Raw genomic sequence first — 23624 nt, 5'->3', positions numbered from 1 at the left:
ACCTGCCGATTATCCTGCGACGAAACCGAGGGGAATGCGCGTGGATCGTGTCGGGTGTCATAACCATCGGAACCATGCGGGATGACCCGGGTCTATCTCGTCCGTCACGGCGTGCATGATCTCGTCGGCAAGGTTTTGGCGGGCCGAATGGACGACGTGCCGTTGAACGAGGCGGGACGGCAACAAGCGAGCGCGCTTGCGGCTTTTTTCGCAGACCGCCACATCGGGCGTCTCGCGTCGAGCCCGATGCTGCGATGCCAGCAGACCGGGGCGCCGATCGCGACCACGATCGGCCGATCGATCGAGACGATTGAGGCGCTGAACGAGATCGACTGTGGCGACTGGACAGGTCAGACGTTCACCGATCTCGACAAGGATCCACGCTGGCACGATTGGAATGCCGAACGCAGCCGTGCTGGCATGCCGAATGGCGAGACGATGCTGGCGGTGCAAACCCGCGTCATGACGCTGATCGACACGCTCGCGATGGACGATAGCGCTCCAATGGTGCTCGTCAGCCATAGCGACGTGGTCAAAGCGATCGTCATGGCGCTGCTGAGAGCTCCTCTCGACCATCATGATCGTCTGACCATCGATCCGGCCTCCGTGACGACGCTCGATCTCTGGCCCGGCGGCGGTAAGATCGTCCGGCTCAACGAGGCCGTGCCGCAGGGGGTAGCGGCGTGAAGATCGTCGTGTTCGGCCTTGCCATCTCGTCATCCTGGGGCAATGGTCATGCGACATTGTGGCGTGGGTTGGTCAAGGCTCTGACGCGGAGAGGCCACCACATCGTGTTCTTCGAACGCGACGTTCCCTATTACGCGCTCAACCGCGATGTCGAGACTATCGCGGGCGGAGCGCTGGTGCTTTATCCCGACTGGGCCGCGATCGACATGCGCGCCCGGCGCGAGGTGGCAGAGGCCGATGTCGCCATCGTGACATCCTACTGCCCCGATGCGGCCGCGGCCGAACGCCTGGTGCTCGACGCGCGCGGCGCGCTCCGTGTCTTCTACGATCTCGATACACCTGTGACCTTGGCGAACCTCGCTGGCGATGCACGGCCCGCCTATGTGAGCGCGCGCGGCTTCGCCGATTACGACCTCGTGCTGAGCTATACGGGCGGGCGGGCGCTGGACGAGCTTCGCGATCGCCTCGGGGCGCGCCGCGTTGCGCCGCTTTACGGCCATGTCGACCCTGACGTGCACCGGCCGGTCGCGCCAGAGCCGCGGTTCGCATCCGCGCTGTCGTATCTCGGGACCTATGCGGTCGATCGGCAAGCGACCCTCGACAGGCTCTTCATCGAGCCGGCGCGTCGACGGCCGCAGGAGCGGTTCGCCATCGGCGGCGCTCAATATCCCGCCGAATTTCCCTGGACCGACAACATCTTCTTTTTCCGTCATCTGTCACCGCCCGATCACCCGGCCTTCTTCGGGTCCGGCCGGATCACGCTGAACGTCACCCGCGCCGCGATGGCCGCCATGGGCTGGTGTCCCTCGGGTCGCCTGTTCGAGGCGGCGGCCTGCGGCACCGCGATTCTCACCGACGCATGGGAGGGGCTCGACGCCTTTTTCGCGCCCGGCGAGGAGTTGCTGGTCGGTACCACAACGGACGACGCGATGGCGGCGCTTGCGCTGAGCGATGCCGAGATCCGCCGCATCGCCAAGGCCGGTCGCGACAGGGTTCTGGCCGACCATACGTCCGCTCATCGCGCGCGAGACTTTGAGGCGGCGATCGCGGTCGCGCGGGCCGCACCAACACCCTTCGCCAGGGAGGCGTGAGCGTGTGGGGCATCATCCCGGCGGCCGGGCGCGGTAGCCGCATCCAGCCGCTCGCCTTCTCAAAGGAGTTGCTGCCGGTCGGCAGCCGTCTCGACGACGGGATCGAGCGGCCCTGCGCCGTCAGCGAATATCTGATCGACCGCATGGTGGCGGGGGGCGCCGACAAGCTCTGCTTCGTCATCTCGCCCGGCAAGTCCGACATTCTTGCTTATTACGGCGGAGGATATGGCGCGACGCCGATCGCCTATGTGGTGCAGCCACAGCCGAGCGGCCTCTGCGATGCGGTGTTCCGGGCCTGCCCGCTTGTCGCGGCAGATGAGGCCGTCGTCGTCGGCCTGCCCGACACGGTGTGGTTTCCTACCGATGGCTTTGCGGCGCTGCCGGATGACGGCCTCTCGTTCCTGCTCTTTCCCGTGAACCACCCCGAGTTCTTCGACGCCGTCTTGCTCGACGGCATCGACACCGTGATCGAAATTCAGGTGAAGCGTCCCGATGCGACGTCGAATTGGATCTGGGGTGGCTTCAAGATGCCGGGATCGGTGCTCCATGCCCTGCATCGGCTCTGGCTCGATCGTGGCCGCACGGACGAATATTTCGGGACTCTCGTCAACGCTTTTCTGGCTGCGGGTGGCTCGGCGCGTGGCATCAAGGCCGGGCAGGCCTATGTTGATGTCGGGACGCTGAACGGCTATCGAGCCGCCTTGAGCCTGCTGGCCGAACAAGCGCCGCTCGTGCGTGAGGCGGCGCCACAGAATTTCCACCCCGATCCTGCGGCGCATCGCGCCGCAGCAACAGAGGTGTCATGACAAGCATCGCTCCGCCCCTGACGGATGACGACATCCGCGATCGCATACAGCAGCTCGGTCCGTGGTTTCACAACATGAAGATCCACGGCATCTGGACAGCGCCCGACCACTTTCTCGGCGATTATCCCAACGTGAAGTTCAAGGGTTTCGCGCAGGCGATCCCGTCCGACCTGAGAGGCAAGAGCGTCCTCGACATCGGCTGCAACGGCGGCTTCTATGCGATCGAGATGAAGCGTCGCGGCGCCGACCGCGTGCTCGGCATCGATTTTGACGACGATTACCTCGCCCAAGCGCGCTTTGCGGCCGACGCCAATGGCCTCGACATCGAATTCCGGAAAATGTCGGTTTACGATATCGGCACGCTCGGCGAGCGGTTTGACGTCGTGATCTTCATGGGGGTTCTCTATCACCTCCGCCATCCGCTGCTGGCACTCGACATCATCCATGACACGGTCGCCAAGGATCTGCTCGTGTTCCAATCCTTGCAGCGGGGCTCCGAGCAGGTCGACGTGATCGCCGAGGATTACGATTTTTGGGACCAGCAGCATTTCGACAGCCCCGGCTATCCGAAGCTGCATTTCATCGAACAGCGTTATTCCAACGATCCGACCAATTGGTGGGCACCGAACCGTGCCGCCTCCGCCGCGATGCTGCGGAGCGCCGGGTTCGAGATCGTGGCCCACCCTGAATCGGAAGTGTTCATCTGCCGCCGCGTGGAGATCGCCACGCCAGGCGCCGTCTATCCCTGCAAGGAGGGTCGTCCGTGATCGAAGCCGCGATGATCTGGAACGAGCCGAACAACAAGTCCCATTGGGACCCGGCTATCGATCCCGACTGGAGCAAGTTCGCGGCCATGACGACACTGGCCTGCCAAGCGATCCGGGCCGAGAATGCGACGCTGCCACGCGTCCTCGGCGGCATGTCGCCGATTGACCCGACCTTCGTCCAAAATCTCGCCGGTCGCGGCGTGCTCGATCATCTCGACGCCCTTGCGGTGCATGGCTTTCCGCTCGATTGGAACCTCTGGCCGCTGGCCGAATGGCCGCAGAAGATCGCCGAGATCCAGGCCGTGACGACCCTGCCGATTTGGGTCAGCGAAGTCGGGGTCTCGACCTTCGGGGCCGAGGAGGTGCAGGAATGGGGGCTGCGCCGGACGGCCGATCTGCTCAAGGGCAAGGCTCCGCGCATCCATTGGTACAGCCTCTACGATCTGCCGCGCGAGTGGGAAGCCACCACACGCCACAAGGAAGCGGAAGGCTCGTCTTATTACCGGCATTTCGCCATGGGCATCTTGCGGCAGGACGGCACCCCGAAGCTGGCCGCCAAAGTGTTCGCGGATTGCACGCCCGACATGGGGCTGTGCCAGTGGTTCCATTATGAGGATCATCGCCTCGACGATGCGGTCGAGTGGATGAAACGGCTCGGCGTCACCTATCTCCGCACCGGCCTATCCTGGGCTGATTCGTTCCGCCCCGACGCCAATCGCTGGTTCGATCGGCTGATGAAAGCGCTCGAGCCCTTCAACACGACCGTCACGTTCTGCTTCACGCCCGAACATCTCGGCATCGAGCCGCATCACACCAGCGCGCCGCGCGATCCAGAATTATTTGCGGAATTCTGCGCCAGCATGGTGCGCCGCTATGTCGGCGCGGGCGCGACACCCGCAATCCCGGCCATCGCACCGACGCGGGCTGCAGCGGCCTGATGGCGGGCCTCGGCACCCTCGGGAGCCAATGGGCAACCCGAACCGTGCTCGTGGTCGTGGCCCATCCGGACGACGAGGTGCTCGGTTGTGGTGCGCTGTTGGCGCACCTCCCGGCCGCCAAGATCATCCACCTGACGGATGGCGCTCCACGCCACCAAGCCAATGCCGTGCTGGCAGGTTTCGCGACGTCGGCCGATTACGCGACAGCCCGCCGCCGCGAGGCCGAGACAGCGCTCGCTCTGGTCGGCATCGGTCCCGATCAGATCGTGGCGCTCGGTTTCATCGACCAAGAGGTGTCGCTGAGCCTCGTCGAGGCGTCGCATGCTTTGTCGGAGCGCATCCGGCACGCCGACATCGTCCTGACCCATGCCTACGAAGGCGGCCACTCCGATCATGACGCGACGGCCTTTGCGGTCCGGGCCGCGCATCGACTCGGCGGGTCGCAGGCCGCGGTTTGGGAAATGCCATTCTATCATGCCGAGGCCGACACCTGGGTTCGGCAGCGTTTTTTCCCTGATCCCGCAGCCGAACCCGAGATCGTGCTGATGCTGACCGAGGAGGAACGGGAGCTGAAGCGGCGCATGCTGGCGGCCCATGGGAGCCAAGTCCGCACGGTGGCATCCTTTTCGGTCGACGCGGAGCGGTTTCGTCCGGCCCGCATCTATGATTTTACCACCCTGCCGCACACCGGCCCGCTACTTTATGAACGCCATGGCTGGAACCTCACCGGCCCGCTCTGGATCGAGCGCGTTCGTGCCGCACTTCGCGCTCTTGAACCGCAATGATGGGCCGACGGCTGACCGTGCTGAGCGTCGGATATCCGCTCGCACGTGTCTCGACCGCAAGCGCTGGCGGCGCGGAACAGATCCTCGCCTGTCTCGATCGCGCCATCGTGGCGGCAGGGCATCGCTCGATCGTGGTCGCGCCGGAGGGGTCGCTCATCTCAGGAGAGCTGCACCCGATCGAACCTCCGCGTGAACCCTTCGACGACGCCGCCAAGGCGCTGGCGCAACGCCGCACCCGCGTTGCGATCGACACCGTCAGAGCGTCCGGGCCGATCGACGTCATCCACCTGCACGGCATCGACTTTCCGGCCTACCTGCCCGGCGCCGGGGTTCCGGTTCTCGCAACCTTGCATCTGCCGTCCGCTTGGTACCCGGCCGACGCTCTCGCGCCGATGCGGCCCGATACCTGGCTACATTGTGTGTCGGACAGCCAACATCAAACATGCCCGCCGAGCGGCGCGATGCTGCCGCCGATCCCCAACGGCATCGCGGTCGAGGCTTTCGCGGCGACGCGCCATCGCAAACGCGGCTTCGCGCTCTTCCTCGGCCGCATCTGTCCCGAAAAAGGCGTGCATCTTGCGATCGAGGCGGCCCGCCGCGCCGGTCTTCGCCTGGTGATCGCCGGCGAAACCTATCCCTATGCCGAGCACCAGTTGTACGCCGAGCGCGAGATCCGCCCGCATCTCGGGCCATCGTGCCGGTTCATCGGCCCGGTTGGGTTCACGCGCAAACGCCGTCTGCTGGGCGCGGCGCAATGCCTTCTGGTCCCATCGTTGGCGGCCGAAACCTCGTCCCTGGTGGCGCGCGAGGCGGCCGCGAGCGGCACGCCGGTCATCGCCTTTCGGGTCGGCGCGATGGCCGAAACCGTGCGGGACGGGCAGACCGGTTTCCTGGTGGAGGATGTCGCCGCCATGGCGGAGGCGGCCCGTCAAGCCGTGAGCCTCGATCCAGACCTCTGCCGGGCGGTCGCCCGCGCGCATTTCTCCGATATCGTCATGACGACTAGCTATCTCGATCTCTACGCACGGCTCGCCGATCCGGATCGGGCGGGGCGCCGCCCATGAAAGCGACACTGATCACGGACGGAGCGATGCTCGAGGCCATCGCCCCGGAGTGGGAGGCGCTCTGGCGGCGCGGGGGCGGCACGACGCCGTTCAGTTCCCCCGCCTGGCTGCTGCCCTGGTGGGAGGTCTTCAGGCCGGGCGACCTGTTCACGGTCGCGGTTCGGCACGACGATCGCCTCGTGGCGCTCGCGCCGCTTTATCGCGAGGATGGGCCCTGGGGTCGTCGCCTCCTGCCGCTCGGCATCTCGGTCAGCGATTACTCCGATGTGCTGATCGACCCCGAACATCGAGAGGCGGCCGGCGCGGCCCTGCTCGCCCTCCTGCATGACCATCAGCCGCTATGGGACCTTTGGTCGGCCGAAGAAGCGCCACCGGATGCAGCGGTTTTGACGCTCCTCTGGGGGGCGAGTTGGACCGCGACGATCGAGCCGCACAGCGCCTGCCCGGTTCTGATGCTGCCCCGAACAGTCGCGGATTTGCCAGCCGCCATCCCAGCCAGAACGATGCGAAAGTGGCGTATGGCTCAAAATCGGGTTGGCCGCCGGGCCTGGCGCATCGAGAGGGCCGAGCCGGCCCATTGGCGGCCCCTGCTGGACGACCTTTTCGCTCTGCACCAGCAACGCTGGATCAGCCGCAATCAGCCAGGCGTTCTCGCCGACGCGGATGTGCGCCGATTTCACCAGCGCGCCGTCCCGCGCCTGCTTGAAGCGGGCCTCCTTCGGCTGTCCCGGTTGAGCATCGACGATCGCGTGGCTGGCGCTTATTACGGCTTCGATCAGGGGTTGCGGTCCTTCGCCTATATCGGCGGGTTCGATCCCGCCTTCGCGTTCGAGAGTCCTGGCACGATCTTGCTCGGTGCCGCAATCGAGGCCGCGACCCATCGCGGCGCGAGCGAATTCCATTTTCTGCGGGGCCAGGAGCTTTACAAATACGGCTGGGGTGCCGTCGATCGTTGGAATCAGCGGCTCACGATGAAGGACCGCGCATGACGGACGTCGCACAGGCTGGCCTCATCGCTCTTCTGAATGACGCGGCCGAAGCCGGCGCACCACCGACCATCGCGCTCATGCGCCTGTTGATCGAGGCACCGACCGAGATCGCCGCCAGACAGGCGATCGACCGAGCCCGCATGGTCGATCCTCGGATCGCGCTCGTGGCCACCCTCTGGCGCGACCATCCCGAGGCATGGGCCAAGGTGCGCGGCACGGTCGACGATATCGCGCACCAGCATCAGGCCGAGACGCCCGACGCCGTCCTGACCTACTGGGCCACTACGTTCGACCACCTCGTCGAGGCATCGCCCGAGGCGAGCGTCGCGCTCTATAGCCTCGGCAGTCCTGCGCTGCTGGCCGTCGCTACCGACGAGATCGTGACCCTCATGGGCGACTGGGGGTTGCTGGGCCGCACCCGCGACGCGCTCGATCTCGGCTGCGGCATCGGCCGATTCCTGGTGGCTCTCGCGCCCCATCTCGGACACATCACCGGGCTCGATCTCTCGGCCAAGATGGTGGCGGAGGCGAAACGCCGATGCGCCGCGCTACCGAATGTCACCATCACGCGATCGTCCGGGCGGGACCTCGATCTCGTACCGGACCAGAGCCTCGACCTGGTGTTGGCCGCCGACGTCTTTCCCTATCTGGTCCAGGCGAGCGATCGATTTGCAACTGCACATATCGAGGGTATTGCCCGCACGCTGCGGCCCGGCGGCGCGGCCCTAATCCTCAACTACTCCTATCGCGGGGATCTCGAGGCTGATCGCCGCGATGTCGCAGCCTTGGCTGGGCGCAACGGTCTTGAGGTGCGACGCGACGGAACGCGGGATCTGACGTCCTGGGACGCTGCGGCCTTTCTGCTGCGCCGTCCCTAACGGCTCGGTTGGGGCAGGTTCTCGGTCGCGACACCGCGCCCCAAGAAGCAAAAGCGCGGCGATCGGTGCTGCTCTCAGGAACGCAGCGCCGTAGTCCCGCCGCTATTGAACGGCGATCGGCTCAGGGGCCGCGCGCTCGCCGACAATGACCTCCGGCTTCAGTCGATCGACGAAAAAAGCAATCGTGCGCTCGAGCCCCTGGTTCAAATCAACGGCAGGCGTCCAGCCGAGCAGCGCTGTCGCGAGCGAGATATCCGGCTTCCGGCGCTGCGGATCATCGACCGGTAGCGGCCTTTGGACGATGGTCGACCGTGCCTGGGTCATCCGCATTACCGTGGCGACAAGGTCCGCCACCGTCAGTTCATTGGGATTGCCAAGATTGACGGCCCCCTCGATGGCTCCCGGGTGATCGGCGAGACGCCTCAAGCCATCGACGAGATCGGTTACGAAACAGAACGACCGCGTCTGCTGCCCATCGCCATAGAGCGTGATCTCACGTCCGGTCAGACCTTGGCAGATCACGTTGGAGACGACCCGCCCATCTGAAATCTGCATACGCGGGCCATAGGTGTTGAAGATCCGGGCCACCCGGACATCGACGCCATTATGCCGCTTGTAATCGAAACATAACGTCTCGGCGGCTCGCTTCCCTTCATCGTAACAGGCACGCGGTCCCGTCGGATTGACGTTTCCCCAATAGCTCTCGATCTGCGGATGGACAAGCGGGTCGCCATAGATTTCGCTGGTCGAGCATTGCAGAAAGCGCGCCGCATGTGTCTCGGCAAGCGCCAAAAGGCTGTTGGTGCCAACCACATTGGTCAACATCGTATGCTGCGGCTGCGCCTGATATTGGGGTGGAGAGGCCGCGCAAGCCGCGTTGATGATGAGGTCGATTGTCGCGCTTCTCGGCAGCATCGCTTCAGGGAGCGGTGCCGTAACGTCAGCTTCGACCATGTGAAATCGCGGATGTTGGGCGAATGATTCGAGATTATCGTGCGAGCCGGTTTGCATATTGTCCAGGCAGAGAACGCTTGCGCCGTCATCGAGATAGGCTTCACACAAATGCGAGCCGATAAATCCTGCTCCCCCCGTGATGAAAACAAGCCGGTCTTTGCCGTTCTTCATCCACCCATCCTCTTTCGGTCACGCGTATCGATGATGCTCAACTCCGCTGCTATGTGGAAGATGCTGCTCACGCGCGGTTTTTATTCTGGCAGTGGGGACCACCGTCTTTTCTCTCGACATGGTCGACGTTGTTTGGACACAACATCGGTCGCATCTTGTAACCTATGTTGATGCTACGCGCTTCGAAGGTGAAGTGCCGCCGTGCTGCAGAATCGCGTCGAGCTCCGCCGCTCGGGCCGCGGCCGTATGACGAGCCAAAATCTCCCCGCGCGCGCTGGTACCGATCGCTTGTCTCGCAGCGTCATCGTCCATCACGAGAACCGGGAGGACGTCATCGCCGCTCGCGGCAAGGATGATGCTCTCGCCGGGGGTGAGAACAGTTTCGATGCCGGGCCAGATGTCCGAAATGATGGGTGTCGCACAGGCGGCCGCCTCGAACAGGCGGACGCTCGGGCTATAGCCCCACTTCACCATCTGATCGCGGGTGACATTCAACGTAAAACGGCTCGCTCCGTAAAATTCGGCATGATCCTGCGGCCCCACATGCTCGAACCTTTCGACATTGGCAGGCCAATCGATCGCCGCCGGATATTGCGGGCCTGCCACCACGAAACGGAGATAGGGCGCGCGACGAGCGGGGTCCAGCAACAGGCGCTCAAGCACCGGCTGCCGGTCGTCGCTATAGGTGCCGAGGTAGGACAGATCCCAGCGCTTGGCCTCGGCGCGCGGCCAATAATGAGTGGGGTCGACGCAGCAATAGAGCGCGCGCGGGTCCGGCGACCCGTAATGGTCGCGGAGGTGGTCGAGGATCGGTCCTCCTGTGAAGGACAGGTAATGGTCGTAGGCCGGAATGGACGCTGCATCGAGGTAGGCGCAGGCGCCATTCTCGAGCGCCGCCAGCGTCACAGGCGTGTCGATGTCGTAGAAGGCGGTCGTGCCTTGCGCCACCTCGCGCACCCAGGCCCCGAGCGCGATGCCGTCCGGCACATAGGACCCGACCATCACGGCGTCGGCCGCGGCGATATCGGCCCTGTGGCGGTCGAGGTCCTTCAAATTCTCATAGAAGACGAGACGGCAGAACGAGGGATCAGCCAGATCGCGTGCTTGTCCCGAATACCAGGGCACGTTTCGTTCGAAGAACACGATATCGTGCCCGCGCGCCGCAAAGGCCTTCAGCAATGACCGATATGTGGTGGCGTGGCCGTTGCCCCACGAGGACGAGAGGCTGAGACCGAAAACCACGAGCCTCATCGGGGCATCGCAAAAGCGCTGGCCCGCTCGGCTTTTCGCACGGCTTCGGCTTTCAGGATGGTGTCGACCAGCGCACCGCGCCGCTCGTAGGTGTGGTCCTTGAGAATCCGGAGCCGGGAGGCTTCGCCGATGGCGCGCGCCCGCTCCGGCGTCAGACCAGCCACGTGCTCGGCGACGTCGCGACCGTCCCGCGCGACCAGAATCTCCGCATTCTCCTTGAGAAACATATCGATACCGACCCAGGCATCGGTGATTAGGCAGGCGCCGGCGCCTGCCGCCTCGAAGACCCGCGTGGCCGGCGAATAGCCGACCGATGCCATGGAGTCGCGGGCGATGTTGAGGACCGCAAGCGGTGACGTGTTGAAGGCATTATGCTCGCGCGTATAGACGTGCCCGACATGGCGGACGTTGGTCGGCATCGCTTTGTCGTGCCAGCCGTTGCCGCCGATCAGAAAGGCACGCTCCGGCAGCGCGGCGGCAGCCTTCAAAAAGAACTCCTCGACCCGCGCCTCGCGATCCGGAAGGCGATTACCCAGGAAGGAGAGGTCCGCACTGAACCGCTCCTCGCCCGGAACCGGATGGTGGGTGCTGGCATCGAGCGCGTTGTAGATTGGAATGCAGCGTACTGCGCCCATCGCCTCATAGGCTTCGATCACCGGCGGGCCGCCGCCATAGGTGAACACGAGGTCGAGATCCGGCAGAATTCGATGCATCGGATGATCGGGGTGCTGCCGCAACTCGGCGAGGGTTGCGGGAGCATCGACGTCCCAGAAGATCCGGATGGCATCCGGACGGGCGTGACGCATGACACCCTCGAGCAACGCATCGTCGAAGACCCCGACGCCGCTCGCCTTGACCACGACATCGGCCTCTGCAGCCTCAGCCATCACCATGCGGGCCGCCTCGATCGTTGCGGGATAGACCACCACATCGGCCCAGGTCGGCGGCTCGATGTCGCGATGCTGCTGCCGCTCGAACGCATCCGGTTCGTAGAACGTGACCGCGTAGCCGCGCCGCGCCAAATCGCTGATGATGCCGCGATAATAGGTGGCGGCCCCGTTCCAATAAGACGACAGCAGGCTTGACCCATAAAACGCGATCTTCATCGATACGACCTTCTCGGCTTTTGGGAGGCGACCCCGCCCGCCGGTTGCGTTGGCATCATGGGTTCGGTTGCGCCGACGATGGCCCGGGCGATCGATCGAGAGGGCCCGAAAGCGCCTCGGCACCGGTCCGCCAGCGGGCCACGACCGCCAGCAATTCATCGACGCGGTGGGCGCAGGAGTGCCGCGTTTTGATTGTCGCAAGCCCATGCTCGACGAGCGACCGACGCAGCGCCGCATCATCGCAAACGGCTTCGAGATGTCTCGCCATCTCGGCACCGTCGCGGGCCATGAGGAAATCTTGCCCGACATCGAAAAGCCCCTCGCTGTCCGACCATGGCGCCGAAACGAGTGGAATGCCGCAAGCGAGGGCTTCGAACACGCGGATGGTCGGGATACCCGGCAGTCTGTCGGTATAGAACCGTCGCGGCACATGGACGGTCGCTAGATGCTGAGCGAAGACGCCGGGCGCGGCGGCATTCGGGAGCCAACCGCGATAGGCCGCTCCGTAGCGCCGTAGCGTCGCGAGTGCCTCGGCGGAATAGCGCACACCGAAGATATCGAGGCCAAGATCGAGCGCCTGCGCTGGACCGAACAGATACGTCTCGAGTTCAGCGCTGCGTTCGCCGTCGCCCCAATTGCCGATCCAGACGAGGCCACGACGCTCGCCCTCCTGGGCCGGAGGTCGGAACACCGCCGTGTCGGCGGCCTCGTGCCAAACGACGACACGGTCGCCCCAACCCCAGTGTCGATAAACGGCCGCCAGTGTTTCGCCGAACGCCAGGACCCCGTCATAGGCGTCGAGATCGAAGGCGCGGATCGCCTCAGGATCGCTGACGGCGCGATGATGCGTGTCGTGAAACAGCAGCGTGAAGGGTGCGCCTGCTCGGCGCAGCCTCCCGATTGCGGCGACAACGGCCGGATCGTTCCATTCGTGCACCAACACGACGTCGGCGCCATCGCACAGGGCCTCAAGATCGGCCTCTGTCCCATAGCTGGTGGAGGTGAGGGTCGGATAAGCGCTACGATAGGCGTCGAGCCCGGCCTCACCGGCATCCCGCAAGAGGTTATCGAGGCTCCAGGCGTCGACGGGCTCGTAGGCCACAACATCGTGACCCCGCCGGATCAGCTCGCTCAATACACCGCGGAGGAAATGCGCGTTGCCATGGTTCCAGCACGCGGCGAGCGAATGCGTGAAATAGGCGATCCTCACGACGCCATGGCCCTCGGCGCGTCGATCAAGCACCGGTAGAGACGCATCATCTCCCGGGAGAAGGGCTCCAGACCAAACACCCGCGATCGGTTGCGCGCCGCCTCGGCATAGTCGGCCCGGAGCGCCGGATCCGACAAGAGCCGGCCGATGGCGGCCGCCAGGGCTTCGGGATCATCGGTCGGCACGAAGAGAGCGGCATCGTGCCAAAGCTCGGTGAAACTCTCGATGTCGCTCAGCACCAGGGCGCAACCCGATTGCGCCGCTTCCAGCACCGCAAGGCCGAAGGGCTCATATAAAGCCGGCGACGCATACAAAGGGCGCGCGGCAAATTCGGCGCGCATGGCGGCTTCCGGCAAGGGTCCGAGCATCTCGATCCGCTCGAATGACGCGTGTGCGCCGTTCGGTCCATCGGTCGGCCCGGCCGCTCGAAACGGCACATGATGCAGGCCCGCGGCGCGGTCGAGCAAGCCGAGGTTCTTGCCATCGTCCCACAAGCGACCGGCCGTGAACACAGCATCGAGCGGAGGCGTCGCGACCAGCGCCTCTGGCGCGACGCGTCCGTTGTAGACGACCTCGGGAAGCGCTGCCAAACCGTAGACCCGTTGCGTCATCTCGGCAAAAGCGCGCGTCGGCGCAACCAAGGTCGATGCGGATCGGTATCCACGCCGAACGAGGTCGGTGCGCCACATGAAATCATCCGGCAACGGCGTGCCGCGGACAGCTGCCCACCAGGTCGCGACGCAAGAATGACAAACCGCAAGGACCGGTACCTCGAATGGCGTTGACGCCGCAAGCGCCGGATGATTGAGGTGGACCAGATCGGCTCCTTCGCGGACCGCGAGATCCGCCAGCGCCGCACCGGCCTGTTCGACCTCGCTCGCCTGTGTCGCGAGCCATTCGGGTGCCAGCCCCGTTTCGATCACGTCGATTCCGGCATCGGCCGCCGAGGCCCGCTTATCCGCGTCGAGCTCCGGCCCGAGCACCGCCAGAACGACCCTCATGTCGTGCCGGACGAGATCACGCCCGAGATCGAGCGAATAGGACCAGATGCCGCCAACCGCATCGGTCGTCATCACGATGGAACTTCGGTCGGTCGGCATCAGCAGGCCGAGCAGCAGAAGATTTCGAGATCCGGTAGCGGCACGGGTCGTTCCTCCTGGATGTCGCTGAACGCCTCGAATTGCGCCAGATAATGTTCATGCGCCCGTTCCCAGGCTCGCGCATCCGGCATCCCCCACAGCTTCCGATAATCCGGGGAGCTCGGGTAGGGATAGAGCGGCACGGGATCGTTGGCCCAGACGCCGTGCTGGCGCAACTGCTCGCGCCACGCCGTTACCAAGGCGGGATCGTCCATCGCGGTCTCGATGAGATTGGCCTGCACGAAGGGCACCGACCGGCGGGCATGGATCAGACGATCAGCGAGATCGTCGGTCGTCATGCGGCACTGTTTATCGAGCGTCGCCCGGCCCTCGACCGTCAGGCTCTCGACCCCCGCCTCGATCGATACGCAACCTGCCGCGCCGAGCAGATCGAGCATCTCGGGCTTCCACAGGTCGATCCGGGTCTGGATGCCGAACTCGATCGGACGAACTACCAGCGCGTCAAGCAGGGGCTTGTTGGGCAGAAAAATCTCGTCGATGAAATACACATAGGCAACGCCCTGCTCGATCAATCCGTCGATCTCGGCCAGCAGTGGCTGCAAGTCGCGTTTGCGATACTTGTCGCGGAAATCGATCTTGGCGCAAAACGAGCAATGATAAGGGCAACCGCGCGATGCCTCGATCTCAGCACCGGGGCGATCCGGGGTGCGGTCGAACCGGTGATGATGGTGACGATGCCGCGCCACCCAATCATCGGGCCAGCGCAACGCCGGAAGATTGGTGAATTCGGACGCATGCGGGCCGCCGGTGACACGGATCTCCGCGCCGTGCGCGAAGGCGATCGATGGGACGGTCTGCAGATCGGTTGCCTCGGCAAGACGCAGCACGATCTCCTCGCATTCGCCGCGCACCACAACATCGACGCCGAGTTTTCGCAACGTCGTCTCCGGCGTCACAGAGCCATGCGGCCCAACCGCAACGGTCCTGCCACCGCGGGAGCCGATGGCGGCCAGAAGCGCACGCGGCACGCGCAATTCGGGCTGGGCGCATCGCCAGAACAAATAGGTCGGAGCCGTGGTCACGACCGTCATGTCAGGCGCGAAAGCCGCGACGGCTTCGGCGAGGTCGAGGTTCGGCGTTTCGCAGAGGTGACCGTCGAGCATCAGAACAGCGTGCCCGTTCGCCTCGAGCAAAGCCTTCGCATAGCCGAGTTCGAGGGGCAGATGCGGCGATCGGCAACCGAAATAAATGCTCTGGCCGAAATCCCAACATGGATTGACGAGTGCGACCCTCATGGTTCCTGCGTCTCCCGCATCGTGCCAGCCGGCATGCGAAACCCGCGCTGATCAGCCAACCAACCCACCAGACCCGCGACACCCGTCTGCCAGTCGATTGGTCGACGCAAATCGAGCGCCTCCGAAATGGCCCGCCGGTCCGACACGTAATATTTCTGGTCGCCGGCGCGCCAATCCGAAGTGTCGATCCGGATCGGCCGCCCGACAAGCCCCTCGAGATGACGCAGGAGTTGTCGCAGGCTGACGGCGTTGGATGGCCCTCCGCCAAGGTTAAAGGCTCGCCCCTTGATCCGGTCGATGTTGCGCCACGCTCCGATATAGGCCGCGACGGCATCGGAGACGTCGAGGATATCGCGCACCTGACATCCGTCGCCGAAGATCGAGATCGGCCGGTCCTCAAGTGCCCGAATGGCAAAATGCGCGACCCAGCCCTGATCCTCGGTCCCCATCTGGCGCGGCCCATAAATGCAGCTCATCCGCATTACGGCCGTCGGGATGCCGAACGAACGGGCGTAGTCGAGCACATATTGATCGGCGGCCCCCTTCGAGCAGCCGTAAGGCGTGTGAAAGTCGAGCGGTCTCGCCTCGCCGATCCCAAAATCCCGAATGTCGCCATCGGATGGCACATAAGCGTCGTTGGTCAGATCGAGCGTCACATCGCCGAGGTCACCATAAACCTTGTTGGTCGAGGCGAAGATCATCGGCGGCGGCACGGGCCGGCGGCGCAGCGCTTCGAGAAGCAACACGGTCGCCTGAATGTTGATGCCAAAATCGTCGAGCGGATCGACCAGACTGGTCGTGACCGCGACCTGGGCTGCGAGATGAAACACGACATCGGCGGAGGCGGCGGCCTCGCTCAGCAGCGCATCATTGCGGATATCGGCCTGGATCGGGGTGATCCGGTCGCCGTATTGCCCCATCAACCACTCGAGGTTCCTCTCGGTGCCGGCGCGGGCGAGCGAGTCGAACACCACGACATGATGCCCCTCGCGCAGCAGGCGATGGGCGAGATTGCTACCGATGAAGCCCGCGCCGCCCGTGACCAAGACCCGTTGCGGCCGATCCGAATTCGGGTCCGCCGACGCGATCACGCCACCAATCCCCGTGCTTCGAGTTCCTGACGCGCCTCATGGACCCGATCCTGCGCGGTCTGTCCGGCGACCCATTCGGCGAGCTCGGCCAAGCCTTCGCGGAAGTCACACAGCGGCTCGAAGCCGAGGTCCTCGATCGCCTTGTCGATATCCGGGATGCAGTGCCGGATATCACCGGCTCGCGTTTTGCCGGCCAGCTCCGGTTTCAGATCCGGCCGTCCCATCGCTTCGGCCAGGAGAGTCGCGACATCGTTGACGGACCGATCCTCGCCGCTGCCGATATTGAAGACGCCACCCGCCGCCTTGGGATGGTCGAGCGCCAGCAGGAAGGCGCGTGCCACATCTTCGACATGGATGAAATCGCGGCGCTGTTGGCCATCCTCGAAGATGACGGGCGCCTTGCCGTTGTGGAGGCGCGACGCGAAGATCGCCAGAACCCCGGTATACGGATTGGAGAGAGCTTGGCCCGGCCCGTAGGCATTCCAAAGCCGAAGCGCGACGCCTTCCATGCCATAGGCTGGCGCGAGCGTCAGGGTGAGCCGCTCCTGCACGAATTTCGTGATCGCATAAACCGAGGCCAGTGCGGGACGCTTCCATTCGGGCGTCGGAACCGGCTCCATCGGCTTGCCGTCGGGACCGAGCGGATCCCAACTCGCCTGCGTGTCGACCCGAGGTTGGCGCATGACATCTTCGTGCAGCTTGCCGTCGCTGTCCCGATAAAGTCCTTCGCCATAGACGCTCATCGATGAGGCGACCACGACCCGTTTGACCGGATTGTCGAGCAAAGCTTGAAACAAGGTCGCGGTGCCAAGATCGTTGACCGAGACATAACGATCGATCGCATACATGCTCTGGCCGACACCGACTTCAGCTGCCAGATGCACGACTTTGTCGACGCCCTGCAAAACGCGGGCGAGCTTGCCGGAATCACGCACATCGCCCGCGACGAACTCCACCGCCGGGTCGATCGATGTCGCGGACGCGTCGCCATGGACCTGCTCGATCAGATTATCGAGAATACGGACATGATCCCCGCGTGCCAGGAGTTGCTTGGCCACAAAACGCCCGATGAAACCCGCGCCACCGGTGATGAGGATCGTCTCTGACATTCAACTTCCTTTGTTGGTCAAGCCTAACGCACGTCCAAAGAGCAGGTTGCGTCGACGGATCATTGTTGATCAAGCGAATGTCGGAAGCCGGACCAAAGAACCATACCACGACGACGGCTCGTTGTACCGCGTTGTTCCGCAGCTATTGACGTAGGGTTAGCTATCGGTTACTCCCACGTTGGAACAACGCGGAACAACATGATGGCAGAGCGTCGCTACACGGCATCGAAGACGAAGGCGCAAGGGCGTCCCGGCTGGAGCATCAGCTTCCGCCATCCTCTCCGCAACGATACCAATGGCAAGCCCGGCCTCAAGATGCGGCGTGGCCTCGGAACGACGGATGATGCCGAAGCGGAGCGGCTGGCATCCGAAATGAACGCGATCCTGGCCGACCCGGCTTGGTGGAATGCCACCAAACAATCCGAGGCCGCGCGCCTGTTCTCGGCGCCGGTTGTGGCGGCGTTCTACGACGAAATCCAGGCGGGCTGGCCCGATCCCTGGGCGATCCGTGAGGACCGCATTCCGCTGCCGACCGCCGATGATGGCTATTCCCGCGTCATGCTGGTTGGCACGACCGGAGCCGGGAAGACGAGCCTGCTGCGGCATCTGATCGGCTCAGACCCCGAGCGGGACCGGTTTCCATCCACCTCGACGGCGAAGACGACGGTATCGGATATCGAGGTCGTGCTGGCGGACGGCGGCTTCTCGGCGGTCGTGACGTTTTTCTCGGAATTCTGGGTGCGGGCCAATCTCGAGGAATGCGTGGCGGACGCCTGTTCGGCCGTCTGGGAGCGCGCCGACGCCGAACGGATCGCCGAACGCTTGCTCAACCATCGCGACCAGCGTTTCCGCCTGACCTACACGCTCGGCTCCTGGGCCGCCGAGTCGCATGTGGTCGACGAGAATGACTGGGACTTCGAGCCGAGTGTCGCCGCGCCGCCGATCGAGGACGAGCGCGCGATCGGCGATGACGAACGCGACGCCAACACCCGGATGCTGCAATCCTTCGTCGATCGCATCCGCGCCTTGAGTGGACGCGTAGCTGAAGCCCTGTCGTTGGAACGCGACACGGACGTGCTGCGCCTCGCAGGGTCGGAGCGGGACGAGGCCCAAGGCGTCTTCGAGGAACGACTTCAGGACGACGACGACTTCGACGCGCTGATTCACGACATCATGGACGAGATCCGCCGCCGCTTCGACGGCATCCGAGCCGGGACGCTGCACCATCATCAGTCGGGATGGCCGGCCACATGGGTGCTGGACGAGGCGGACCGAGACGCCTTCATCCGTCAGATCCGCTGGTTTTCCAGTAATTATGCGCCGCAATTCGGGCGATTATTGACCCCGATGGTCGAGGGCATCCGGGTGCGGGGGCCTTTGTTCCCAACCTTCACGCAGAGCCGGCCCCGGCTGGTGCTGCTCGACGGGCAGGGCCTCGGCCATACGCCCGACGTCTCGGCCAGCATCACGACGCAGATCACCCGCCGCTTCGCCGATGTCGACGCCATCCTCCTGGTCGACAATGCCCAGCAGCCGATGCAGGCCTCCGCTTTGGCGGTGGTGCGATCCGCGGCCGCCAGCGGGCATCAGCAAAAGCTCGGCATCGCGTTCACGCATTTCGATCACGTCAAAGGCGTCAACTTGCCGACCTTCGCGAGCAAGCGGGCGCATGTCATGGCGTCGGTCGCCAACGGGCTGACGGCCCTGCGCGACGTGCTCGGCGCCCCGATCGTTCGCTCCATCGAGCGCAGCATCGACCGACAGTGTTTCATGCTCGGTGCACTCGACCAGCCGAGCGACAAGCTACCTCAGGGTGTCAAAAGCGAACTCGGCCGCATGCTCGCGTTCTTCGAGACCGCCATCGAGCCGGAACCCGCGATCGCGGTGCATCCGGTCTATCATCCCGACGGCTTGATCCTCGCGGTGCAAGGCGCGGCCCGTGCGTTCCGTCGGCCCTGGGCCGCCAGGCTCGGGCTCGGATCGCACGAGAGCGTCCCCAAAGAACATTGGGCCCGCATCAGAGCGCTCAACCGGCGGATCGCGGGAGAGATCGGCAACGAATATGACACGCTGCGTCCGGCCGCCGATCTCCTCGGCCGGCTGACCGAAGAGGTGTCGCGCTATCTCGATCATCCCGCCGCCTGGGAGCCACGGCACCCGGACGAGGACGAGGCTGAGGCGGTGCTGTCGCAGATCAGGCGGCAAGTCGCTCGCGACGTAACCGAACTCGCGGCGCGGCGGCTGATCCAGGAACCGCTCCGCGACTGGCGCAACGCCTTCGAGGTTTCCGGTAAGGGCTCCACATTCGACCGAGCCCAGCGCATCTCCGCCATCTACGAACGCGGCGCGCCGATCGCCTCGACCGTGGTGACGGAGACCTCAGCCGACTTCATCAAGGACATGCGCCGCCTCGTCTACCAAGCCATCCGCGATTGCGGCGGCAAGCTCGACGTCTCCTCGACGCTGTAACGCCCTCAACCCCGTCCGACGCAAGCCGCCCCTCACCGGGGAACGCCCCCGGCTTGCCTGATGTCCGCCCTCGCCGCTCTGCCGCTCACCGGCCGGGCAAAGCCGACGCTTGCCCGATCTTCAACCAAACAGGAGCCCAACGCCTTGCTCGACCCCTCGCTCAACCTACCCGCGCCATGGGCCTTGACCAGTACGGTGCCGAGATACCGCCGCGAGAGCGGCGTCGCATGCGTGGCGATCCTGGCCGGCATCAGCGACCGTGAGGCCCGACGATCACTGTTCGGCATGGACGCGACGGCCATACCGGATGTTCACGAGATCGGCTTGGCTTTGCGCTATCACGGCTTCCGCCTCGCGCCAGACATGACACCATTCTGGGAAGCCGATTACCGTGATTTGCCCCGGCACGCCTTGCTGGCACTCGATCCATCGACGCCGAGAACATGCGCGACAGGCTTCTGGACCTGGGCGGTTTGGGATGCCAATCGCAAGAGGATACTGGCTCCCCGCAAGCGCTTGAGACCCATGGTGGTCGGTCATCTCACGGTCGAGCGCGTGTCATGACCGTCGCTGGCCACGTCGACGCCTCAGCCGGCCGTTTTGCCCTGCTGGTCGAGGGCTTGCACATCGGCCTCCGACAAGCTGATCGACGCCGCTGCGACATTCTCCTCGAGATGTGCGGGGCTGCCCGTGCCGGGGATGGGCAGCATCACCGGTGATCGCTTGAGCACCCAAGCCAGGGCCACTTGGCTCGGTGTCGCCCCGAGGCGCGTCGCGATCTCGGTCAAGACAGACCCGGGCCGCGCCAACTTCCCCGCCGCGAGTGGATACCAAGGAATGAAGCCAATGCCCTCGGACGTGCAGAAATCCAGCACCGCCTCACTTTTGCGGGTCACGAGATTATATTCGTTCTGCACCGTCGCGACCTTGAGGTGTTTCTGCGCGGCCTTGATGTCCGCAACCCCAACCTCGCTGAGCCCGACGTGCCGGATCAGCCCTTCCGCCTGCATGGCCGCGATGGCCCCGAATTGCTCGTCGCGGGGGACTTTGGGATCGATGCGATGTAACTGCCACAGGCCGATCTGCTCGACGCCGAGCCGCCGCAAGCTCATCAACACGCATTGCCGGAGATATTCGGGGCGGCCAAGCGGCGCCCATACGTTCGGCCCATGTCGGGTGAGGCCACCTTTGGTGGCGATCAGCATGTCCTTGTAAGGATGCAGCACCTCGCGAATGAGATCTTCGCTGACATCCGGCCCATAGCTGTCGGCCGTATCGATGAAGTCGATCCCGAGTTCCGGGACGCGGCGCAGGGTGGCACGTGCCATGTCGCCATCATCCGGGTCGCCCCAAATGCCTTTGCCGGTAATCCGCATGGCGCCGAAGCCCAGGCGGTTGACCGTGATGTCACCCCCGATGGTGAACTGGCCAGAGGCAGTGGCGGAGGGGGTCTGCGACATGGGCGGGTTTCTCTGGTGAGGGGCGCGCGACGGGAGCGCCCGCGTCCCTTACCTGAGTAGCCCATCGGCCGTTTTCAACCGACCGATGGGTTCTCTGCTGGTCAGTACGCGAAGGGGTTCGGGCCGCCGAAGGGAGCCTGAGCGACGCGGAACGGCAGCTGCACGAAGCGCCCTGCGGCCATCACGGGTCCACCCACCAACGTCAGGGGCGAATTGCCCTGAGCCGGGAAGATGGCATTGATGGCCTCGAACGGCAGGCTGACGATCCGACCGGCAAACGCGACCGGAGCGGTGATCAACACCGCGGGTCCGGCATAGGGGTTATAGACGGGCGCTTGCGGCGCGACCGGAACATAGGCTTGGCGCGGCTGACGTGTGCCACCCACCGTGAGCGGACGATAGACGCTTTGAGCCGAGGCCGCGAGATCGCTGCCCACAAGAGCCGCGAGCGCCACGGCTGCGACGGCGGCTGTGCCACCGGCGCGGTTGAACTTCACCATCATACTCTCCTAATCGACGGTTTGACGGCCGTACCTCCACAACCCAAAAGGGGCCAGATCAAGGCTGTTAGGCCCCTCGGTCGGCAATCCTTAAGACAGTGTTACCGACGGAACACGCGCCACCAAGGGGTTTGGAACCCAAGCGTAAGCGCGAGTGTTGAGTGCAGTAAGGCGCGCAAACAGCCACAAAAAGGAGCACCGATGCGACACATGAAGGCACTTGGCTTGACCGCCTTGGCGGCCGCGATGCTGACGGCGTCGATCCCCGCCATGGCGCAGGATTATGGCTACGGCTTCAATGGCTATGGCGATGGCGGCCCCCGCTATGAGCGACGCGTCGACGATGGCGATCATTGGCGCCACCGGTGGGACGACGGCTATCATCGCGACTGGGATCATGGCGATCACTGGGACCACGACGATTGGCGCCATCACCGCCATTGGCATTGCCCGCCGCCGCCCGATTTTGACGATCAGGACTGACCGTCGATAGCGCGAGTCAGCTGACGTGAAGCGAAACCCCGGCCATCGTGCCGGGGTTTTTGATTGAGGTGATCGTCAAAGCCAGCGCGCCGCCGCGGCAGCATCCTTGTCTTTTGCCTCGACCCAATCTCCGGTCGGGCCATCGCGTCGGTGCTCTCGCTTCCAGAATGGCGCGCGCGTCTTCATGTAATCCATCAAGAAATCTGCCGCAGCAAAGGCCGCGTCGCGATGCGCCGAGGCCGTCACGACCAGAACGATCTGCTCACCCGGAAGAATGGTCCCGTAGCGATGGATGATTTGAACGCCGAGAAGCGGCCAACGCGCCTCGGCATCTGCGGCCACGCGTGCGATCTCGGCTTCGGCCATGCCGGGATAATGTTCGATCTCGAGCGCATCGAGCGTTCCGGCCTCGTCGCGGCAAAGACCCGTGAAGGTCACGACGGCGCCGACATCCGTGCGCCCATCCGTCAGCGCAGCCGTCGCTGCGGCAGCATCGAACGCCTCGCGCTGAACCGCGATCGACGCCATGATCAGCCGCCCGTCATCGGCGGGAAGAATGCAATCTCGCGCACCCCCGCAAGCGGCGCGTTGGGCTTGGCATGGACATGATCGAGAGCCGCGCGGATCGTCGACGAAGTGTCGAACGCATGGGCATAGCCTTCGTCTTTGCGGCTGAGCCACGCCATGAGATCGGCCACAGTGAGGACATCGGCCGGAAGATCGAGCTCTTCTTCTGCTTTGCCGATGCGCTCGCGGACCCAGGCGAAATAGATGGCTCTCACGCCCTTACTCCATGATGTAGCGAAGGCCGGCCTTCATGTAATCCCACCCCGTGTAGATCGTCAGGAGCGCCGCGATCCACAAGAGGCCGAGCCCGATCATGATGGTCCCCGGCAGCACCACTTCGCCGGCCGGCCCGGCGATCAGAAACCCGATCGCCACCAGTTGCAGGGTCGTCTTGTATTTTGCGACCCGACTGACCGGGACCGACACCTGGAGCTCACTGAGAAACTCCCGTAATCCCGAAACGAGAATCTCACGGCTGAGGATCACGATGGCGGCCCAGAGCGACCAGCCCTCGATCGAATGATTGCCGACCAGAACCATAAGGGTCGCGGCGACCAGGAGCTTATCGGCGATTGGATCGAGCATGCGGCCCAGGGAGGATTGTTGGGACCAGGCACGCGCCAGATAACCGTCGAAAAAATCCGTGACGGCCGCGACGACAAACACACCGAGAACGGCCCAGCGCATCCAAAGCGCGTCGGATGACATGAAGCCGCCGACCACCACGGGAACCGCGACGAGGCGGCCGTAGGTCAGAATGTTCGGCAGGTTCCAGTTCCGTCCGCGCATCTCGACCGTTGAAAGAGCCATGATCCGAGGGAACATGGCGAGGGTGGTGGCGTCAAGCTCGGAC

General features: G+C 64.5%; 25 protein-coding genes. 12 read left to right on the top strand and 13 right to left on the bottom strand.

The features are described from left to right. The first annotated feature begins 81 nt into the window (after positions 1 to 81). From EY713_RS06335 to EY713_RS06295, 9 genes are read left to right on the top strand one after another with little or no spacing between them, the layout of a single operon-like run. Entirely contained in the window at positions 82 to 687 is a 606-nt protein-coding gene (locus EY713_RS06335; protein WP_131114060.1) for a histidine phosphatase family protein, read from the top strand. Beyond that, a complete protein-coding gene (locus EY713_RS06330) occupies positions 684 to 1778 on the top strand; it encodes a CgeB family protein (RefSeq protein ID WP_131114059.1) in 1095 nt (364 codons plus the stop codon). The genes EY713_RS06335 and EY713_RS06330 overlap by 4 nt, the downstream gene beginning before the upstream one ends. 2 nt (positions 1779 to 1780) lie before the next feature. Then, positions 1781 to 2584: a sugar phosphate nucleotidyltransferase gene (locus tag EY713_RS06325; protein WP_245572915.1), complete on the top strand. Its 804-nt coding sequence runs from the start codon at positions 1781 to 1783 to the stop codon at positions 2582 to 2584. Next, positions 2581 to 3351, top strand: coding sequence for a TIGR04290 family methyltransferase (locus EY713_RS06320; protein WP_131114058.1), 771 nt, complete (start codon positions 2581 to 2583; stop codon positions 3349 to 3351). The genes EY713_RS06325 and EY713_RS06320 overlap by 4 nt, the downstream gene beginning before the upstream one ends. Next, on the top strand, positions 3348 to 4289 hold the full coding sequence (locus tag EY713_RS06315) for a beta-xylosidase (RefSeq protein WP_131114057.1): 942 nt from the start codon (positions 3348 to 3350) through the stop codon (positions 4287 to 4289). Before EY713_RS06320 ends, EY713_RS06315 begins: the two co-directional genes overlap by 4 nt. After that, the gene (locus EY713_RS06310; protein WP_131114056.1) at positions 4289 to 5074 is read left to right on the top strand and encodes a PIG-L deacetylase family protein; all 786 of its coding nucleotides are present in this window, start codon (positions 4289 to 4291) and stop codon (positions 5072 to 5074) included. Before EY713_RS06315 ends, EY713_RS06310 begins: the two co-directional genes overlap by 1 nt. Next, positions 5071 to 6138: a glycosyltransferase gene (locus tag EY713_RS06305; protein ID WP_245572914.1), complete on the top strand. Its 1068-nt coding sequence runs from the start codon at positions 5071 to 5073 to the stop codon at positions 6136 to 6138. The genes EY713_RS06310 and EY713_RS06305 overlap by 4 nt, the downstream gene beginning before the upstream one ends. Then, complete coding sequence (locus EY713_RS06300; RefSeq protein WP_131114055.1) at positions 6135 to 7127, top strand: GNAT family N-acetyltransferase; 993 nt, start codon at positions 6135 to 6137, stop codon at positions 7125 to 7127. Before EY713_RS06305 ends, EY713_RS06300 begins: the two co-directional genes overlap by 4 nt. Further along, the gene (locus EY713_RS06295; protein ID WP_131114054.1) at positions 7124 to 8005 is read left to right on the top strand and encodes a class I SAM-dependent methyltransferase; all 882 of its coding nucleotides are present in this window, start codon (positions 7124 to 7126) and stop codon (positions 8003 to 8005) included. The genes EY713_RS06300 and EY713_RS06295 overlap by 4 nt, the downstream gene beginning before the upstream one ends. 102 nt (positions 8006 to 8107) lie before the next feature. On the opposite strand, the gene EY713_RS06290 is transcribed toward EY713_RS06295, so the two are convergent. The 8 genes from EY713_RS06290 to EY713_RS06255 form a co-directional block, all read right to left on the bottom strand. Continuing rightward, positions 8108 to 9130, bottom strand: coding sequence for a UDP-glucuronic acid decarboxylase family protein (locus EY713_RS06290; RefSeq protein WP_131114053.1), 1023 nt, complete (start codon positions 9128 to 9130; stop codon positions 8108 to 8110). 162 nt (positions 9131 to 9292) lie between these two features. Further along, positions 9293 to 10381 (bottom strand): CgeB family protein, encoded by a 1089-nt coding sequence (locus EY713_RS06285; protein WP_131114052.1) that lies wholly within the window; start codon positions 10379 to 10381, stop codon positions 9293 to 9295. Beyond that, entirely contained in the window at positions 10378 to 11487 is a 1110-nt protein-coding gene (locus EY713_RS06280) for a CgeB family protein (RefSeq protein WP_131114051.1), read from the bottom strand. The genes EY713_RS06285 and EY713_RS06280 overlap by 4 nt, the downstream gene beginning before the upstream one ends. A gap of 55 nt (positions 11488 to 11542) precedes the next feature. Continuing rightward, a complete protein-coding gene (locus EY713_RS06275) occupies positions 11543 to 12697 on the bottom strand; it encodes a CgeB family protein (protein ID WP_131119355.1) in 1155 nt (384 codons plus the stop codon). Continuing rightward, on the bottom strand, positions 12694 to 13797 hold the full coding sequence (locus EY713_RS06270) for a glycosyltransferase family 4 protein (RefSeq protein WP_131114050.1): 1104 nt from the start codon (positions 13795 to 13797) through the stop codon (positions 12694 to 12696). The genes EY713_RS06275 and EY713_RS06270 overlap by 4 nt, the downstream gene beginning before the upstream one ends. Next, the gene (locus EY713_RS06265; protein ID WP_131114049.1) at positions 13797 to 15092 is read right to left on the bottom strand and encodes a TIGR04295 family B12-binding domain-containing radical SAM protein; all 1296 of its coding nucleotides are present in this window, start codon (positions 15090 to 15092) and stop codon (positions 13797 to 13799) included. The genes EY713_RS06270 and EY713_RS06265 overlap by 1 nt, the downstream gene beginning before the upstream one ends. Beyond that, on the bottom strand, positions 15089 to 16180 hold the full coding sequence (locus EY713_RS06260; RefSeq protein ID WP_131119353.1) for an SDR family NAD(P)-dependent oxidoreductase: 1092 nt from the start codon (positions 16178 to 16180) through the stop codon (positions 15089 to 15091). Before EY713_RS06260 ends, EY713_RS06265 begins: the two co-directional genes overlap by 4 nt. Next, on the bottom strand, positions 16180 to 17292 hold the full coding sequence (locus tag EY713_RS06255) for an NAD-dependent epimerase/dehydratase family protein (RefSeq protein WP_131114048.1): 1113 nt from the start codon (positions 17290 to 17292) through the stop codon (positions 16180 to 16182). Before EY713_RS06255 ends, EY713_RS06260 begins: the two co-directional genes overlap by 1 nt. Positions 17293 to 17490: 198 nt before the next feature. Here EY713_RS06255 and EY713_RS06250 point away from each other — a divergent pair, with 198 nt between their 5' ends. Beyond that, the gene (locus EY713_RS06250) at positions 17491 to 19761 is read left to right on the top strand and encodes a P-loop NTPase family protein (RefSeq protein WP_131114047.1); all 2271 of its coding nucleotides are present in this window, start codon (positions 17491 to 17493) and stop codon (positions 19759 to 19761) included. A 60-nt stretch (positions 19762 to 19821) separates the two neighbouring features. After that, the gene (locus tag EY713_RS06245) at positions 19822 to 20325 is read left to right on the top strand and encodes a hypothetical protein (protein WP_131114046.1); all 504 of its coding nucleotides are present in this window, start codon (positions 19822 to 19824) and stop codon (positions 20323 to 20325) included. Between the two features lie 23 nt (positions 20326 to 20348). Here the strand turns inward: EY713_RS06245 and EY713_RS06240 are convergent, their stop codons facing one another. Together EY713_RS06240 and EY713_RS06235 are read right to left on the bottom strand one after the other, a co-directional pair. Beyond that, positions 20349 to 21221, bottom strand: coding sequence for an aldo/keto reductase (locus EY713_RS06240; RefSeq protein ID WP_131114045.1), 873 nt, complete (start codon positions 21219 to 21221; stop codon positions 20349 to 20351). Between the two features lie 101 nt (positions 21222 to 21322). After that, a complete protein-coding gene (locus EY713_RS06235; protein WP_131114044.1) occupies positions 21323 to 21724 on the bottom strand; it encodes a hypothetical protein in 402 nt (133 codons plus the stop codon). A gap of 198 nt (positions 21725 to 21922) precedes the next feature. Here EY713_RS06235 and EY713_RS06230 point away from each other — a divergent pair, with 198 nt between their 5' ends. Beyond that, positions 21923 to 22204: a hypothetical protein gene (locus EY713_RS06230; RefSeq protein ID WP_131114043.1), complete on the top strand. Its 282-nt coding sequence runs from the start codon at positions 21923 to 21925 to the stop codon at positions 22202 to 22204. Positions 22205 to 22279: 75 nt separating this feature from the next. Here the strand turns inward: EY713_RS06230 and EY713_RS06225 are convergent, their stop codons facing one another. Genes EY713_RS06225 through pgsA form a run of 3 tightly spaced genes read right to left on the bottom strand, consistent with a single transcriptional unit; the run spans position 22280 to position 23581 of the window. Next, positions 22280 to 22732, bottom strand: coding sequence for a molybdenum cofactor biosynthesis protein MoaE (locus EY713_RS06225; protein ID WP_131114042.1), 453 nt, complete (start codon positions 22730 to 22732; stop codon positions 22280 to 22282). Between the two features lie 2 nt (positions 22733 to 22734). Continuing rightward, on the bottom strand, positions 22735 to 22986 hold the full coding sequence (gene moaD, locus EY713_RS06220) for a molybdopterin converting factor subunit 1 (protein ID WP_131114041.1): 252 nt from the start codon (positions 22984 to 22986) through the stop codon (positions 22735 to 22737). A 4-nt stretch (positions 22987 to 22990) separates the two neighbouring features. Next, a complete protein-coding gene (pgsA, locus tag EY713_RS06215; RefSeq protein ID WP_170314102.1) occupies positions 22991 to 23581 on the bottom strand; it encodes a CDP-diacylglycerol--glycerol-3-phosphate 3-phosphatidyltransferase in 591 nt (196 codons plus the stop codon). Positions 23582 to 23624: the final 43 nt, after the last annotated feature.

The sequence above is a fragment of the Lichenihabitans psoromatis genome (assembly GCF_004323635.1).
Taxonomy (GTDB): Bacteria; Pseudomonadota; Alphaproteobacteria; order Rhizobiales; family Beijerinckiaceae; genus Lichenihabitans; species Lichenihabitans psoromatis.
Note: the sequence above shows the minus strand (reverse complement) of the source record. Positions and strands in the feature narration are given on the sequence as shown.